The organism is Microbacterium sp. zg-YB36, from assembly GCF_024623575.2.
In the GTDB taxonomy this organism is placed as follows: domain Bacteria; phylum Actinomycetota; class Actinomycetes; order Actinomycetales; family Microbacteriaceae; genus Microbacterium.
On the sequence record NZ_JANJFD020000011.1, the window covers coordinates 1 to 16,242 of the forward strand.

Below are 16,242 nucleotides of genomic sequence, written 5' to 3' on the forward strand. Positions count from 1 at the left end.
GGGGTCGTGGGTGCTGGTGCGGGGCGCCGGCGCGCCGCTCCCCCCCGCGCCCCCCCCGCCCCCGTCACTCATTCGACGTCGGCCATCTTGCGACGTCGCAGCAGGACGAAGATCAGCACGCCGAGGACGATCAGCACGACGACCACTCCGGTGACGATGAGCCCGGTGGGCACACCGCCCTCGTCGCTGACGGCGCCCTCGACCGGCTCAACGGTGAGGAAGCCCCAGTAGCCGGCCTGGCTGGCGATGATGCCACCCTCGGCGGGCTGCAGCGTGAAGCCGGAGAACCGGTCGGAGCGGTAGGCCTCCAGCGAGTTGGCGTACCACGTGGCGATCTGCGCGGTGTCGGTGTAGTTCATCGCCAGCATCTCGTGGACGATCTCCTGGCGCTTCTCCTCCTCCAGTTCGGAGCGCTGCTGAGCGTACAGCTCGTCGAACTCCTCGTTGCAGTAGCCGTCCTGGCTGGTGCCGCCGGAGCCGTCGGTGCCGGTGGGCAGCGTCGAGCACAGGTTGATGCCCAGCTGGTAGTCGGGGTCGGGGTTGACGCTCCACCCGCTGAAGTACAGGTCGTAGTCAGCCGCGACCGAACGGGCGCTGATGGTGTCGCCGTCGGTGGATTCCACCGTGATGCCGACACCGATCTCGGCCATCCACGGCACGAAGTACTCGGCGATCGACTGCTCGGTGAGGTCGTCGGCATCCACCAGCAGGCGCAGCTGCAGCGGGGTGCCGTCCTTCTCGCGGATGCCGCCCGCGCCCACGGTCCAGCCGGCTTCCTCGAGCTTGGCCATGGCCGCTTCGGGGTCGTACGACATGATCACGTCGTCGTCGGCGGGAAGGGCCCACTTCGGGAACGACGAGGGGATGAAGCTGGTGGCCAGCTCGCCACGACCCTCCATCACTCGCTCGAGCAGGGTCTCGGTGTCGGTTCCCAGGCGCAGCGCCTGGCGCACGTTGACATCCTTGAGTGCTTCGTTGCCGGTGCCGTATGCCTGCCCGTCACGGGTGACGGTGCCGTGGTTGATGCTGATGGAGTGGTAGCGACGCCCCACACCGGAGTGCGTCGTGATGCCCTCCACATCCTCCAGCGCGTCGAACTGGGTCGGGGTGAGTCCGGAGACGAAGTCCACCTCGCCCGAGCGCAGCGCCTGCACCTGCGCGTCGGAGTTGGTGTAGTAGACGTACTGGATGCGGTCGACCGCGGGAGCCCCCTGCCAGAAGTTCGGGTTGGCGCGCAGCGTGATCGACTGGTTCGCACTGTAGCTGTCGAGCAGGTAGGGCCCCGAGCCGACGACGTCGGCGTCGTTGGCGAAGGTCGCCGGGTCGTCGATCTCCTCCCAGATGTGCTGGGGGACGATCGGCACCTCGGTGCCCGGGTTGGGTGCCTGCGGGGTCTTCAGGTTGATGACGACGGTCTTGTCGTCCGGTGCCTCGACGCTTTCGAAGTTCGACACCAGGTTGCCGTTGGCCACGCTCAATTCGGGCACGGACATCATCTGCTCGTAGGTGTAGACGACGTCTGCCGAGGTGATGGGCTCGTCGTCCGACCAGGTCAGGTCGTCCTGCAGCGTGTAGACCCAGGTCATGCCGCCGTCTTCGACCTCCCAGCTCTCGGCAAGACCCTTCGTCGGCGAGCCGTCCTCGGCGTCGTTCTGCACGAGGTACTCGTAGACGTAGCGCAGGATGTTCGTCGGCGTCAGGTAGATGGACACGAACGGGTTGAACGTGTCGACGAAACCGGAAGTGGCGATGCGGAAGGTCGTGGCGTCGGCGTCAGGCGTCGACGTGGCTTCGGCGGCCACAGCACGGGCGGCAGGGGCCGTATCCGATGCGTGTGCGGCGCCGACCGGCAGTGCGATCAGCGCAGCTGCCGCGACCACTGCCAGCGCCCGGCGGGCACGGGTCCGAGGACGATTGGGCATGGGGGTTCCTTTCAGGGAGAACCTTGGCCGCGGCAGGCCGGGCCGGCGATGGACTACATAGAACCTCATCGTCGACGATGCGGTCAACGTATTTGTGACCGATCGTGGGGATCCGGCCACGATTTCACACGACTGTTACATTGCGCCGCACTCGTGGAATAGCACACGAAATGACCACGACGCGAGAAGAAATCTTCCGTTTCGGTCAATCTGCGCAACCAGGCATAAATTCGGACCGCACACCGCTCAGTCCCGGTTCGTTCTCAGGCCGTCCGGCGCGATCAGATGATCCGTTACGGATGATCGGCCGCACTCACTCCAGCCAGCAGCACCGCCTCCAGCAGGGCGATGCGTTCGGACAGCGATGTCAGTGACAGGTGTTCCGAGAGCGCGTGCGCGCCGCCGCCACGCGGACCGAACCCGTCGACGGTGGGGATGCCGAAGCCCGCCACCTGGTTCGTGTCGCCCGCGCCGGCCGCCGGCCGGCCGTCGACCTGCTGGCCCAGCGTCGCGCCGGCGCCCGCGATGGCAGCCAGCAGCGAGGCGTCGGCGTCGGATGCCAGCCATGCGGGGCGGTGGCTGAGCAGGGCGCACTCCACCGACGCACCGGCACGGACCGGTGCGAGCCGACCCAGCTGCGCCAGCACCTTCTCCTCTGTGACCGGATCGATGAAGCGAAGTCCGATCTCGGCATCCGCCTCGGCCGGCACCACGTTCGCCGCGGTGCCGCCGCGGATGACGCCGACGTTGCACAACACCTCGCTGGGCAGCTGCGGGTCCGACGCGATCCGGCGTACCGCGAGCAGCTGATCGACCAGCTCGTCGATCGCCGACACGCCGGCGGCCGGGTCGAGGGCGGCGTGTGCGGCGCGCCCGCGCACCGACAGCCGCAGCCGCGTGCTGCCGCGCCGCCCCACCTTCAGGGCGCCGTCCGGGTGGGGGGATTCGAACCCGATCGCGGCGGCGGCGCCCTGCGCGGCCTCGCGCACCAGCGCCTGCGTGGTGGGAGAGCCGATCTCCTCGTCGCACACCACCACGACCCGCACCGCGCGGTGCGCCCGACCGGTGAGGCGCTGCACCGCCGCGAGCATCACGACCAGGCCGCTCTTCATGTCGTATGCACCCGGACCCCGCACGATGTCGCCGTCGACCGCCCACGGCAGGTCGGCCTGCAGGGTGCCGCGGGGCCACACCGTGTCGGAGTGGCCGACCAGCAGAATCGGGGCGCCCGCGCCGTCGAGATCGGCGACCAGGGTGAGCCCGGCATCCGTGCGCACGAGCCGCACGCGGGCACCGAGAGCCTCCCACCACTGGCGCAACAGGTCGGCGATCGCCTCGCTCGCGGCGATGTCCCGCGACGGCGACTCGAGGCGCACCAGCTGCTCCAGCCGCTCCAGGACGGTCGCCTGTTCGGAGATGGCGTCGCTCATGTGACTCCCTAAGAATTTCGTTTTACGTAACATATCTAGTCTTGTGACGGCGGGAGTGGTCGGATAATTTCAGTCTCATACCTCTCCCCACCCCCCAACATCGGATACGTATCGTGCCCCACGCGCCCGCCATGCCCCTCCGCGCGGAACGCTTGGGCGACGCTGCGGCCTACCGCGCGGCGGCGGTGCTGTACGAGCGGGTCTTCGGTTATGCCGACCGCGACTTCTCACTGAACCCCAACCTTCTCACTGCGCTGGCGCGCAACGGCGGCTCGGCGGTGGGCGTCTTCACTCCGGCACGCGAACTCATCGGCTTCGCCTACGGCTTCGCCGGGCGCGACGCCGCCGGGTGTGACTTCCACTACTCGCAGGCCGCGGTGGTCGACCCGCGCTACCAGGGGCGCGGGGTGGGCCGGCTGCTGAAGGAGTGCCAGCGCGACATCGCGCTTCAGTGGGGGCACACCACGATGCGCTGGACGTTCGACCCGCTGCTGGCGCGCAACGCGCACTTCAACTTCTCGGCGCTGCACGCCGAGGGTGTCGCGTACGTACCCGACTACTACGACCGCCCCGGCACCGACCGGGTGCTCGTGGACTGGCCGCTGCAACGCGCACTCGACCCGTATGACGCGGTGCGCGGCGCCCAGCCGCCCGCCTTGGGCCGCGCCGACTGGGGACGCGTCGTCGACGCGGTCGCCACCGGCACGGACGGCTCCACGCAGCCGGCGTCGTGGCTCGCCGTCCCGGCGGGCGGCATCGGGGTGAGCGGACTGCGCGGCGAAGCGGACGCCGCCGCCGACGGCCTGCGCGCCCGGGTGCGGGACGGGCTGACGTCGATGCTGGCGGGGGACCGCGTGCTGGTCGCCTGCCGACGGATCGACACCGAGACCGCCGTGTACCTGTCGGCACAACGGAAGGGGTGAGGGACGATGACGACCGAACCGGACGACGTGGACGACGTCGACGACAGCGAACTGGACCGCTCGCTGGATTCCCCCGGCGCACGCTACGGCGAGCGCTTCCGCACCAACATCTCGGCCGAGTCGCTGCAGGCGCGCGTCATCGAGGCCGAGGCCCGATCGCTGGCGCGCACGTTCGAGGAGCTCAGCCGCACCGGCGAGGTCGCGCACGCGGCGGCGTTGATCCTGGGCGCACGCCGGCGCTACATCACCGGCCGCGGCAAGACGGCGGCCTACGCAGAGCTGCTCAATGCCGACCTGTCGACCACCCTCTCCAACGTGTTCCTGGTGGACGGCCGTGCCCTGTCTCCCCTGACCGTCCTCACCGACGTGCGGGCATCCGATGTGCTGGTGGCGTTCACCATGCGCCGCTACCGCGAAGAGACGGTGCGGTTCGGGCAGCTCTTCCACGAGGCAGGCGGACAGCTCATCCTGATCACCGACAGCGAGAACGCGCCGCTGACCGGCGTGGCAGCGGCGGTGATCCGCGTGCACACGCATTCGGCCTCGTTCGCCGACTCCCCCACCGCGGTGGCCGCGGTGTGCCATCTGCTCAGCACGCTGACCACCGCCAGCGCGAAGGGTGCCAGACGACGCCTGGCCGGCAGGGACCGGTTCGCCGCCGACCTCGGGCTCTACCATCCGGAGCAGAACAAGGAGACCGACGCGTGAGGATCGACCGATTGCGCCTGTTCCAAGTCGGCCTGCCGCTCGTGCACGGGTTCGAGACGAGCTCGCACCGCAAGACCGGGCTGGACCACCTGCTGGTGGAAGCCACCGATGCCGACGGGACCGTCGGCTGGGGCGAGATCGCGTCGCCGGCCGATCCGTTCTACGGGTCGGAGACCACCGAGACGGCCTGGACCATCGCGGTGCGCTACCTCGTCCCCGCAGTCTTGGGCTCCGCGTGGGACACCCCGGCCGAACTCGAGCAGGTGTGGGCGAAGATCCGCGGCCACGAGTTCGCGAAGGCGGGTTTCTCCATCGCCGCCTGGGACCTGCATGCCCGCGCGAGCGGCCAGCCGCTGGCCACGGCGCTGGGCGGCACCCGCCAGTCGGTCGCGGCGGGGGTCTCGCTGGGGATCGAGCCGGGACTGGACGCGCTGCTCGCGCAGGTGGACCGCCAGCTCGCCGCCGGCTACGGCCGGGTCAAGCTGAAGATCGCGCCCGGCTGGGACGTGGCACCGGTGCGAACGGTGCGCGCGGCCTATCCCGACCTCGATCTGCACGTGGATGCCAATGGGGCCTATCCCGACACCGCCGAATCCGTGGCGGTGTTCCGCGGCCTGGACAGCGAACGGCTGACCATGATCGAGCAGCCCTTCGCGCCGCGGGACTTCGTCGCGCACGCACGACTGCAGGCGCAGCTGGCCACCCCGCTGTGCCTCGATGAGTCGGTGGTCGACCTGGGGGACCTGCGCACGATGCTCGCCCTCGATGCCGGGCGGGTGCTCAACATCAAGGTCTCCCGCATGGGCGGCCTCACCCTCGCCCGCCGCGCGCACGATGTCGCACTGAACGCCGGGATTCCGGTGTGGTGCGGCGGGATGCACGAGTTCGGCGTGGGCCGCGCCGCCAACGTCGCCCTGTCGTCGCTGCCGGGGTTCACGCTGCCCTCCGATGTGTCGGGGTCGGACAAGTACTACGCGCGCGACGTCATCGTGCCGCCCGTCGTCGCGCGAGACGGCAGGGTCGATGTCCCCCGCACCCCGGGGCTTGGCCATGCTGTCGACACCGACTGGATCCTCGAGAACACCTCACGCCACTTCGACACCGCGGCCATCGCCGCCTGAGACAGGAAACCCCGCATGGACCCGCTCGTCCTCTACGTCCTCGACCTCGCCGCCGACGAGGATCCCGCCCGGTTCCTGCAGCGCGTCGATCCGCGCGGGGCATTGCTCACCGCGACCGACCTCAGCGCCGCCCGCGGTGACGGGATCTTCGAGACGATCGTCGTGATCCGCGGCGTGCCGCAGGCCCTCGAGGAGCATCTCGACCGCTTCCAGCGGTCGGCGCGGCTGCTGGACCTGCCCGCGCCGAGCCGGGAGCTGTGGCGCCACGCCGTGCTGACCGCCGCGGACGATCTGAGCGGGCGGCACCCGCGCGCCGCGGTGAAGATCGTGCTGTCGCGCGGCGACGAAGCGGGGGACGGGGTACCCACCGGCTGGGCGCTCGGCTTCGCCTCCCTCGCGCCGGCCGCAGCCCCCGCCGCGCTGGATGTCGTGCTGCTGGACCGCGGCTACCGCCACGACGTCGCCGAAACATCGCCCTGGCTGCTGCAGGGCGCCAAGACGCTCTCGTACGCGATCAACATGGCAGCGCTGCGGGAAGCCGCCCGCCGCGGCGCGCAGGACGTCGTCTTCGTCAGCAGCGACGGGTTCGTTCTGGAGGGGCCGACCTCGACCCTGGTCGCGCGGATCGACGGCGAGTACGTCACCCCGCCGGCCGAACTGGGCGTCCTGCCCGGAACGACGCAGGCGGACGTATTCGCGGGTCTCCGAGCCTGGGGCGAGCACGTGTCGACGCGACCGCTGATGGTTCCCGACCTGCTGCGCGCCGACGCGGCGTGGCTGTGCTCGAGTGTGCGAGGGGCCGCGGCGGTACGGTCGATCGACGGGGCGCCGTGTCCGGTCGACGACGTGACGACGGCGCGGCTGCGCAATCACCTGGACGCGCGGAGGGCGTGACGACATGATCCCTGTCATCGACGGGCACAATGACCTCCCCTGGGCCAGCCGCGAACACCGCGGCTATGACACCAGCGGGCTGCGCGGTGCTGTGCCGCAGCTGCACACCGACCTGCCGCGGCTGGCTGCCGGCGGCGTGGCGGGGCAGTTCTGGTCGGTGTGGGTGGACCCCGTGCTGACGGGCGCCGAGCAGGTCACCGCGACCCTGGAACAGATCGACTTCGTGCACCGGCTGGTCGGCGACCACCCCGGCCGGCTCGCGTTCGCCCGAACCGCCGCCGACGTGCGCGCCGCGATGGCGGCGGAACGGTTGGCCTGCCTCATCGGCGTCGAGGGCGGTGCGCAGCTGAACGGCTCGCTCGCGGTGCTGCGCCAGTACGCCCGGCTGGGGGCGCGCTACCTCACTCTCACGTGGTCGCTGACGACGGACTGGGCTGACTCCGCCACCGACGTCGCGCGCCACGGCGGGCTGAGCGAGTTCGGGCGCGAGGTCGTACGCGAACTGAACCGCATCGGCGTGCTGGTGGACCTCGCGCACGTGGCGCCGAGCACGATGCGCGACGCGCTGCAGGTGAGCATCCGCCCCGTGATCGTCAGCCACTCGGCAGCGCTTGCGCTGTGCGATCACCCTCGCAACGTGCCCGACGACGTGCTGGCCGCGATCGGCGCCGGCGGCGGCGTGGTCATGGTGGCCTTCGTCCCCTCGTTCGTGTCCCAGGCGCGTCGCGATTGGGTGCTCGCCGGCCAGCAGGGTCCCGCGCCCGAGGTGGGCATCTCGCAGGTCGCCGACCACATCGAGCACGTCCGCGCCGTCGCGGGAGTGCACGCGGTCGGTCTCGGTGCCGACTACGACGGAACGGATGCCATGCCCACCGGGCTCCACGACGTGTCGACGTACCAGGATCTGCTGGCCGAACTGCGCCGCCGCGGCTGGTCGCAGGGCGAGCTGGAGGCCCTGGCCCACGGCAACGTGCTGCGCGTGCTGGCGGCGTCGGATGTCGATCACCTCGCGTTCCTCGCCGGCCGCGCCGCACCCCCGTCAGCTGCGGCGCTGACCTGCGCCGTCGACACCGCGGCGCGTGCCGCGGCGCGCCCCCGCGTGCTGGCGGTGCAGAACGACGATTCCTCCGGTCCGCGGCGTCTCAGCCGGTGGCTCGAGGAGGAGGGCATCGCCGTCGAGCTGGTGCGCGGTGCCGACGGCCTGCCCGGTGACATCGCCGGCTACGACGGACTGCTGCTGCTGGGCGGCGGACTCATGCCCGACGAGGACGACCAGGCGCCCTGGCTCGCGCAGGAGCGGCAGCTCGCGCGGCGGGCCATCGATGCCGACCTGCCGACCCTCGGCGTGTGCCTGGGCGGACAGCTGCTGGCACACGTCGCCGGCGGCGAAGTGCGCGCGTCGTTCGGGCCGAAGGAGCGCGGCGCGACCGCGATCACCACCTCCGCGGCGGGCCGGGCGGACCCGGTCATGCAAGCCCTCGGCGCCGGGGCACCGATGATCGAGAACCATCAGGACATGATCACGGCACTGCCGCCGGACGCCGTCCTGCTCGCATCCAGCGACGCCGTCGCGCACCAGGCGTTCCGGCTCGGCCGGCACGTGCGGGGGGTGCAGTTCCACCCCGAGGTGTGCGCCGACGACCTGCAGAACTGGCAGGAGCCGACCACGCCGGCGCCAGGGGATCGGCCGGTGGCGGAGCTGGTGGATGCCGCGCGCGCCGTCGACGAACACAACACGCGGGTCAGTCGCGCGCTCACGGGCGCGTTCGCCGCCGAGGTGCGTGCCGCCGCCGATGCCCGCCTGGCCACCACCGCGATCGCAGCCGACGACTGCGCAGCGGTCGGGGCACCCCTCTCATGACCGGGCACCGCACCGTCGGCATCCGCCATGCCGTTCCGCCTGCCGAAGCGCCCGCTGAGTGGGCTGCGCAGGCCGAGGCCGCACTGGCCGATCACCTGGATGCCGACACGATCCGCAGGGCGCCGGCGTGCATCGCCGCCGTCTCCCACCGCGGCCGGATAATCGCCGTGGCCCGCCACGGCCAGCCGCGACGGGACGGCGTCGCCAGCGGTCGGCGCACCGTCTTTCGCATCGCGTCGATGTCCAAGAGCTTCCTGGCAGCCACCGCGCTGTCGCTGCGGGACGAGGGGCTGCTCGACCTGCATGCCCCGGCCGATCGCCTCGTGCCGGGCCTGGCCGCGGCGCGGTTCGACGGCGCGCCCGCGGTGACGACGCTCGACGCCCTGCTGTCCAACCGCGGCGGGCTCGCCGAAGACAATCCGTGGGGCGATGACCATCTGGGCGACTCCCGCGAGCAGATGGCCACCCTCGTGGCCGCCGGGCTGACGCTGTCGGCGCGGCCTGGTACCGAGTACCAGTACTCCAACATCGGCCAGTCGCTCGTCGGCCGCGCCATCGAGGCGGTGACCGGGCGCGACGTGGAGAGCGTCGTGCGCGAGCGCATCCTCGAACCGCTGGGCCTGACCCACACGCGCCCCGACGCCGGGGACTATCCCACCGGCACCGACCTGGCCGCGGGCTTCCGGACGTTCGACGACGGCGCCACGTTCACCCCGGAGCCCTATGTCGGCTCGGGCGCGCTGGCGTGCATCGGCAGCCTGTTCAGCACCGTCGACGACATCGCGACGTGGATGCAGTTCCTCGGCTCGGCGTTCGGAGACGACCCCGCCGCGCCCGATGTGCTCGGCGCCGCGTCCCGCCGCGAGATGCAGACGGCCCGCGCCCTGATGCCCGCCGGCGGCAGCAGGTTCGCCGGCCGCGACCTCGACGGGGCCGGCTACGGGTACGGGCTCATGATCGAGCACGACCGGCGCTTCGGCCGCATCGTGCAGCACGCCGGGGGGCTTCCCTGCTTCTCTTCGCACATGCGGTGGCACCCGGCCACCGGCATCGGGGTCGTCGTGTTCGGCAACAGCGACGCGTTCGGTGCGGGCGGTGTCGCCGGCGCCCTGCTCGGCGACGTGCTGGGCCGCATCGACGCGCCGTCGGCCGTCGTGCGGCCCTGGCGGCAGACCATCGCCGCCGCCCGCCGCATCGACCTGCTGCTGCGCACGGGCCGGCCGCTGTCGGATGCCGGAGCGCTCCTGGCCCGCAACGTGCTGCGGGACGTCCCCGAGCCGGTGCGCGAGCAGCGCCTGCGTGCGGCGTTGGCCCAGGTCGGACCGGTGCGCCCCGACCTGGCGCCGCTCGAGCAGCGGGTGGTCGGGGCGACCGACGGCTCCGCGCTGCGCTGGAGCGTGCCGTGCGAGCGCGGCGCCTTGGTCTGCGATGTGCGCATGGTGGGGTTGCCCGACCCGATCGTGCAGACGTTCACGATCGCCGTCGCCGGCCCGACCGGCCGCAAACCCGAGGACGAGACGGCGGATGTGACCGACCACCACGCCGTGGACCTCGGGTGAGGCTTCGGCTCAGCCCAGCGAGTTGAGCCCGTCCTCCGCGGCGCCCCGGCCGGCGGCGGTGAGGGCCTGATCGATCGTGGAATGCACGAGCGTGGCCAAGTAGCTGCCGGGATTGACCACGCCCGCCTGCGCGAGAAGGGCGGTGGACTGCGCCACGATCGACCGCGAGAACTCGGTGGCCGTCGCGATCGCCTCGGCGTAGGCGGCGCGATCCTCTTCGGCGATGACGACCGGTTCGCAACCGAGCTCCACCGCCAGCGCCTGCGCGATCGGCAGCACGGCCGCCGGCGCCGCCACCGCGGCGTGGGCGTCGACGAGCTGGCGCACATCGATCGAGGTGCCGGTGAAGGTGATGGCCGGATGCAGCGCGAGCGGGATCGCGCCCTTCGACGCGGCCGGAGCGAGCACCCCGAAGCCGTACGAGGGATCGGTGTGCAGCACCAGCTGGCCGATCTGCCACGCGCCGACATCGGCGAGGCCCTGCACCAGGCCGGGAAGCTCCGCCGACGGAACCGCGATGACCACGAGCTCGCTGCGGCGAGCGACCTCGGTGGCATCCAGCACCGGCACGCCGGGCAGGATCGCCTCGACCCGATCGGGGTCGGATCCGCCGGTGATGCCCACCACCGCGTGTCCGGCGCCGGCCAGCGCCGCACCGATCACCGGTCCCACCCGGCCGGCGCCGATCACCCCGACCCCGAGTCGCGAGCTGCGCATCATCGCGGGTCCTCCGGCAGCACGGCATCCGGCGGCCGCGCCTCCGGGCGCTCGGAGGTCGGCGGAAGCGCATCGCGCCGCTCCGGGTCGGGTGGCCGCACCCGCCGCAGCATCGGCGGCACCTGCGGGTCCGGGTCGTCCTCCCCCGCCCACCGGTGCGAGCGGTCGGTCGCGGCCGCGCGCACGGCGGCGGCGGCCACGGCGTCGAACACGCCCAGCGCGTCGTCGCGGTCGATCGCGGAGACGTTGGCGTAGACGGGTCCGGTGACGATGTGGCCTCGTACCGCGGCGACGCGCAGCAGCCGGTCCAGGGGTCCCTGATGGATCGCCACGCTCTGCAGCCGCGCCAGCGGCAGGATGGCGAGCTTGCGCCAGATCGCGCCGCGTCGCAGCAGCAGCAGGTCGTCGGTCAGCACGAAGCCGTTGCGCCGCCAGGACAGCAGCCGGATGATGCGGGCGCGTTTCGGGGTGGTCGTGAACGGGTCGCCCTCGGCCGGACCGTCGACCCCCTGACGCACGAGCGCCGGCAGATCGCCGTCGGCGATGTGGGGCAGCAGCAGGTGCAGCACCCGCTCCACGTCGGCGTAGGTGCCCACCGGCAGCACCGTGGTGAACTGGTCCGTCGTGGTGTCCGCGGCGCTGCGCCCGGTGAGCCGGTTCATCTTGATGGTCCACCAGCCGAAGCCGCGCCACAGGATCGACTGGCTCACCTCGAGCGCATGTACCCGGCCCGGCGGCACGATCTCGGTGACGGTGGTCAGCAGGCCGAAGGTGATGCGCACGCCGTCGGGGGTCGGCGCGATCGAGTACCGCAGCGACCGCACGATCTGGCGGATCCAGTAGGCGCCGAAACCGATGAGCGCCGGCACGAAGCTCAGCAGCAGCCACGGCACCCCGGCGACGGCACCGATGATGACGGCGATCACGCCGAGCAGCAGCCCCACTGTGGCGGGGCTGATGATCTGGGATGCCACGAGGCGGCCGGCCGGGATGTGCACGACCGATTCGGGGGCGCTGGATGCCTGGTCATCGCCCTCGATGAGTCCGGTCAGCCCCCGGCTGACCGTCTGCGACAGCGAGCCGCCGGCGCGGGCGGATGCCGCGTCGCCCAGGCGCCGGCCGGAGGCCAGCCGCAGGATGTCGGCGCGCACCTCTTCGGCGTTCGTCGTGGTGAGGTAGTCGAGTTTGACGTTGGAGTCGGTGCCGGCACCGACGACCTCGAGCTTGGCCATCCCCAGCAGCCGCGCGACCATCGGGCGGGTGAGGTTGACGCCCTGCACGCGGTCCAGCGGCGCGCGCCGCTGGGTGCGGAAGAAGATGCCGCTTTTCACCTCGACGTCGTCGTCGGTGATGCGGAAGGTGTGGAACCGCCAGGACAGGTAGAACCCGGCCACGAGCGCGAGGATGACCGCGAGCAGGATCAGCAGCGCCACGACCAGCAGGTTGTTGGCGAGCACCCAGTCGATGGCGTCGCCGGTGTCCCACTCCCCAGCCTCGTCCTCCCCCATCCCGGGGACGAACAGCGCGATGAGCCGGTCGCGGAGGTTCGCCACGATCACACCGACCACCACGATAAGGGCGAGCCCGCCGCGCAGCAGCGGAGTCAGTGGGTGCACGCGGTGCCATTCGCCGTCACTGAGCGGCGAACGAACGAGTGCCGGCGGCGGGGAAGTGTCCTGGTCGGTCATCGCGGGATCCGTCACAAGCCCGTGCGCCGGCTCTCGGCGACGGCGATGAGGTGGTCGCGCAGCGCCTCGGCGGCCTGCTGCGACAGGCCGGGAATCGTCACCCCGGTCGTGGCGGCGGCGGTGACGAACTTCAGCTGGGCGATGCCGAACCCGCGGTCCAGCGGTCCGTGCGTGATGTCGACCAGCTGCATCCGCCCGTACGGCACCGCGACCATGCGCTGCCACAGGATGCCGCGGCGGAAGACGAGATCGTCGTCGCGCAGCTGATAACCGATCGCGCGCACCTGGCGGGGCAGGATCGCGATCGTCCACACCATGATGACGGTGAGGATGCCGCCGGGGATGAACGCCCACGTCTGCTGCAGCGCGAGCGCGAGCACCAGCATCGCGACGACGATGATCAGCAGGATGGCACCGTTGGCGATCAGCTGCACCCACAGGTACTTACGGGAGATCTGGTGCCACACCCCGCGTTCCAGCGCGAGCCGGTTCTCGCTGCCCGGTTCGATCAGCCGGTTGTACGTGCCGGCGTCGAGCGCACTGTCGATCCCCGGCGCGGTCACGCCCCCGTCAGTGGTGGGAGGGAGTGGCGCCGGGCCCGGGTGCGGGGGGTTGGTCATCGTCGTCCTTCCGGATGGTGCACAGCTGCTCGGCGACCAGTCCTGCCGCCACGAGGATCGCGCCGCCGATCACCGTCGCGAGGATCGTCGCCACCGAGCCTAACGAGGGTTCGGCCGGCCGGGAGGCCAAGAAGGCACCGAGTCCCAGCGCGAAACCGGCCACCCCTGCCCCGACGATGCTGGAGGCCTTGGCGAGCATCGCGATCCGCAGCGCCTGGAACGGGTTCACCGGCCGCGCCCCGTCGGGGGCGGTCCCACGCGTCGCGCGAGCGATCGGCAGCGCGAACACGATGAGGAGGGCCCCGAGGGCCACCAGCAGCACCGGCAGCATCAGCGACGGCGAGAACGTGGACCGCCCGCTCGCGGTGAGGGCCTGGTCCACGAGGAACCCGGCGCCCAGGCCCAGCAGGGCGGTGACGGCCAGGATGCCGGCGCCGGTGCGTTTCACGAGTACTCCTCCGCCGCGGTGTCCCGCAGCCGTTGCAGCAGTTCGGCCACCCTGCCGTATCCGGGGAGCTCCGCGTCGGGGTCCACGGTCAACCATGGGCGCAGCACGAAGTCGCGCTCCGCCGCGCGGGGGTGCGGCAGCAGCAGCGCCGGGTCGGCGCTGCGCACATCACCGTAGGTGATGAGGTCCAGATCCAGCGTGCGCGACTGCCACCGCGCGGCGTCCCGGTCGCGCGGGGGGCGACCGTGGTGGGCTTCGATGGCGTGCAGGTACTCCAGCAGCACACTCGGTGCCAGCCGGGTGTGCACCAGCGCGACGGCGTTGAGATACGCCGGCGCCTGCGGATCGGGGCCGTCGGCGGTCAACGCGACGGTCTCGATCGGTGCCGACGCGATGATCTCGGTCGTCAGCGGCATCCGCGCCAGCTGCTGCACCGCCTCGGTCATCGTCGCGGCGCGGTCACCCAGGTTCGCCCCCAGCGCGACGACGGCGACGCTCGGCGGGACCGGCGGCGTCTCGGTGTCCGCCGAGATGCCCTGCGCGAGTCGGCGGTTCACGGCATCCTCCCGCGGGTGATGGTCACGGTCACGTCGTCGAACGGCACCGGGATGGGTGCGGCGGGCTTGTGCAGCGTCACCCGCACGCGCTCCACGAGGTCACGGGCAAGGACGGCGTCCGCGATGCGCGCCGCGAGCGTCTCGAGCAGGTCCACCGGGTCACCGGCGAGGATGGCCGCGACCTGTTCGGCCAGCTCGCCGTAGTGCACGGTGTCGGCGACGTCGTCGCTGGCCGCGGCCCGCTCGGTCGACAGGTGAAGCACCACGTCGGCGACGAACTCCTGCCCGTCGCGGCGCTCGTCGGGGTACACCCCGTGATGTCCGAACGCGCGGATGCCGGTGACGGCGATCTCGTCGAGGTCGCTCACGAAGCGACTCCTTCCTGCCAGGCGCGCGCCACGCGCAGCGCGTCGCGCGTGGCGGCGACATCGTGCACGCGCACCGCCCACGCCCCTGCTTGCGCCGCCAGCACACTGGTGACGGCGGTCGCAAGATCGCGCCGCCGCTGATCGTCCTCGTGCCCGGCGGCATCCGGAGGCTCGAGCGTCTCGAGCGCGTCGAGCGCCTCGAGCAGGAAGCGCTTGCGGCTCGTGCCCACCAGCACCCGGGGGCCCAGCGCCACCAGCTCGGGGAGCCGTGAAAGCACCTGCCAGTTCTGGTCCCCCCGCTTGCCGAAGCCGATGCCGGGATCGACGACGATGCGCTCGGTCGGGATGCCGGCGGCGCGGGCCGCCGCCACCCGGGCGCGCAGCTCGGCCACGACCTCGCCGGCGACGTCGGCGTAGTGCGCCCCGGCGTACATGTCGGTGGAGTGGCCGCGCCAGTGGCCGATGACCAGCTCGGCGTCGGTGACGGCGACAGCGGCGAACAGGGCGTCGTCGGCCAGCCCGCCGGAGACGTCGTTGACGATCCGCGCCCCGGTGGCCACGGCAGCGGCGGCGGTGTCGGCGTTCATGGTGTCGATGCTGACCACGACCCCCGCGGCGGCCAGGGCCGCCACGACCGGCAGCACCCGCTCCTGCTCGACCGCCGCGGTGACGCGCCCGGACCCGGGGCGGGTCGATTCGCCGCCCACGTCGACGATGTCGGCACCGCCGGCGACCAGCTGCAGGCCGTGGGCGATCGCGGCATCCGTCTGGGCGTACCGCCCGCCGTCACTGAAGGAGTCGGGGGTCACGTTGACGATTCCCATCACGACGGTCACCGACGGCTCCCCGCCAGCAGTGCCATGACCTCGGTGCGCGCCGCCGGGTCGGTCATCTCGCCGCGGGCGGCCACCGTCACCGTCGAGGCATCCGGCTGCCTGCCACCGCGCATCGTGACGCACTGATGCGTGGCGTCGAGCACGACCAGCACGCCGCGGGCGTCGATGGCGCCGGCGATCGTGTCGGCCACCTGCTCGCCCAGCCGCTCCTGCACCTGCGGGCGGGACGCGAGGATGTCGACGACCCGGGGGAGGGCGCCCAACCCCACGACCTGTTCTCCGGGGAGGTACGCGATGTGGGCGTGCCCGGCGAACGGCAGCAGGTGGTGCTCGCAGATGGAACGGAAGCGGATGTCGCGCAGCATCACCGCGCCCGACGGCAGCGTGTCGGGGGCAGGACCGCGCGAGACCGAGATCGTGTGCGCGAGGGGCTCGGCGGGATCGGCGCCCACGCCGACGAAGAACTCGGCGTAGGTGTCGGCCACGCGCTGCGGCGTCAACCGCAGGCCCGGACGGTCGGGATCCTCCCCGATCGCAACGAGCAATTCCCGCACCAGGGCGGACACGCGATCACGGTCGACGGACACACC

General features: G+C 71.9%; 16 protein-coding genes. 6 read left to right on the forward strand and 10 right to left on the reverse strand.

Annotated elements, in window-relative coordinates; genetic code table 11:
* Positions 1-68: 68 nt before the first annotated feature.
* Positions 69-1,922, reverse strand: a complete 1,854-nt coding sequence (locus tag NQ151_RS14610; protein ID WP_257528544.1) for an ABC transporter substrate-binding protein — start codon at positions 1,920-1,922, stop codon at positions 69-71.
* Positions 1,923-2,215: 293 nt separating this feature from the next.
* A complete protein-coding gene (locus NQ151_RS14615) occupies positions 2,216-3,352 on the reverse strand; it encodes a M20/M25/M40 family metallo-hydrolase (RefSeq protein WP_257528545.1) in 1,137 nt (378 codons plus the stop codon).
* Positions 3,353-3,465: 113 nt separating this feature from the next.
* On the opposite strand from NQ151_RS14615, the gene NQ151_RS14620 reads away from it, so the two are divergent.
* From NQ151_RS14620 to NQ151_RS14650, 6 genes are read left to right on the forward strand one after another with little or no spacing between them, the layout of a single operon-like run.
* Positions 3,466-4,275 carry a hypothetical protein gene (locus NQ151_RS14620; protein ID WP_257508889.1) on the forward strand — a complete coding sequence of 270 codons (810 nt, stop codon included), beginning with the start codon at positions 3,466-3,468 and terminating at the stop codon, positions 4,273-4,275.
* A 6-nt stretch (positions 4,276-4,281) separates the two neighbouring features.
* Complete coding sequence (locus NQ151_RS14625) at positions 4,282-4,983, forward strand: MurR/RpiR family transcriptional regulator (RefSeq protein ID WP_257508888.1); 702 nt, start codon at positions 4,282-4,284, stop codon at positions 4,981-4,983.
* Positions 4,980-6,104, forward strand: a complete 1,125-nt coding sequence (menC, locus tag NQ151_RS14630; protein ID WP_257508887.1) for an o-succinylbenzoate synthase — start codon at positions 4,980-4,982, stop codon at positions 6,102-6,104. The genes NQ151_RS14625 and menC overlap by 4 nt, the downstream gene beginning before the upstream one ends.
* A 15-nt stretch (positions 6,105-6,119) precedes the next feature.
* Positions 6,120-6,998 carry an aminodeoxychorismate lyase gene (locus NQ151_RS14635; protein ID WP_257508886.1) on the forward strand — a complete coding sequence of 293 codons (879 nt, stop codon included), beginning with the start codon at positions 6,120-6,122 and terminating at the stop codon, positions 6,996-6,998.
* Between the two features lie 4 nt (positions 6,999-7,002).
* Positions 7,003-8,859 carry a membrane dipeptidase gene (locus NQ151_RS16795; protein ID WP_353477579.1) on the forward strand — a complete coding sequence of 619 codons (1,857 nt, stop codon included), beginning with the start codon at positions 7,003-7,005 and terminating at the stop codon, positions 8,857-8,859.
* Entirely contained in the window at positions 8,856-10,418 is a 1,563-nt protein-coding gene (locus NQ151_RS14650) for a serine hydrolase domain-containing protein (RefSeq protein WP_257528546.1), read from the forward strand. The genes NQ151_RS16795 and NQ151_RS14650 overlap by 4 nt, the downstream gene beginning before the upstream one ends.
* 9 nt (positions 10,419-10,427) lie before the next feature.
* On the opposite strand, the gene NQ151_RS14655 is transcribed toward NQ151_RS14650, so the two are convergent.
* Genes NQ151_RS14655 through folE form a run of 8 tightly spaced genes read right to left on the reverse strand, consistent with a single transcriptional unit; the run spans position 10,428 to position 16,239 of the window.
* Positions 10,428-11,138: a DUF2520 domain-containing protein gene (locus tag NQ151_RS14655; protein ID WP_257528547.1), complete on the reverse strand. Its 711-nt coding sequence runs from the start codon at positions 11,136-11,138 to the stop codon at positions 10,428-10,430.
* The gene (locus NQ151_RS14660; RefSeq protein WP_257528548.1) at positions 11,135-12,823 is read right to left on the reverse strand and encodes a PH domain-containing protein; all 1,689 of its coding nucleotides are present in this window, start codon (positions 12,821-12,823) and stop codon (positions 11,135-11,137) included. The genes NQ151_RS14655 and NQ151_RS14660 overlap by 4 nt, the downstream gene beginning before the upstream one ends.
* Before the next feature lie 11 nt (positions 12,824-12,834).
* On the reverse strand, positions 12,835-13,443 hold the full coding sequence (locus NQ151_RS14665) for a PH domain-containing protein (RefSeq protein ID WP_502883580.1): 609 nt from the start codon (positions 13,441-13,443) through the stop codon (positions 12,835-12,837).
* Entirely contained in the window at positions 13,394-13,891 is a 498-nt protein-coding gene (locus tag NQ151_RS14670) for a DUF3180 domain-containing protein (protein ID WP_257508881.1), read from the reverse strand. The genes NQ151_RS14665 and NQ151_RS14670 overlap by 50 nt, the downstream gene beginning before the upstream one ends.
* A complete protein-coding gene (gene folK / locus NQ151_RS14675; RefSeq protein WP_257528550.1) occupies positions 13,888-14,448 on the reverse strand; it encodes a 2-amino-4-hydroxy-6-hydroxymethyldihydropteridine diphosphokinase in 561 nt (186 codons plus the stop codon). Before folK ends, NQ151_RS14670 begins: the two co-directional genes overlap by 4 nt.
* Entirely contained in the window at positions 14,445-14,816 is a 372-nt protein-coding gene (gene folB / locus NQ151_RS14680; RefSeq protein ID WP_257528551.1) for a dihydroneopterin aldolase, read from the reverse strand. The genes folK and folB overlap by 4 nt, the downstream gene beginning before the upstream one ends.
* A complete protein-coding gene (gene folP, locus NQ151_RS14685; RefSeq protein WP_257528552.1) occupies positions 14,813-15,652 on the reverse strand; it encodes a dihydropteroate synthase in 840 nt (279 codons plus the stop codon). The genes folB and folP overlap by 4 nt, the downstream gene beginning before the upstream one ends.
* Positions 15,649-16,239: a GTP cyclohydrolase I gene (gene folE / locus NQ151_RS14690; RefSeq protein ID WP_257528553.1), complete on the reverse strand. Its 591-nt coding sequence runs from the start codon at positions 16,237-16,239 to the stop codon at positions 15,649-15,651. The genes folP and folE overlap by 4 nt, the downstream gene beginning before the upstream one ends.
* Positions 16,240-16,242: the final 3 nt, after the last annotated feature.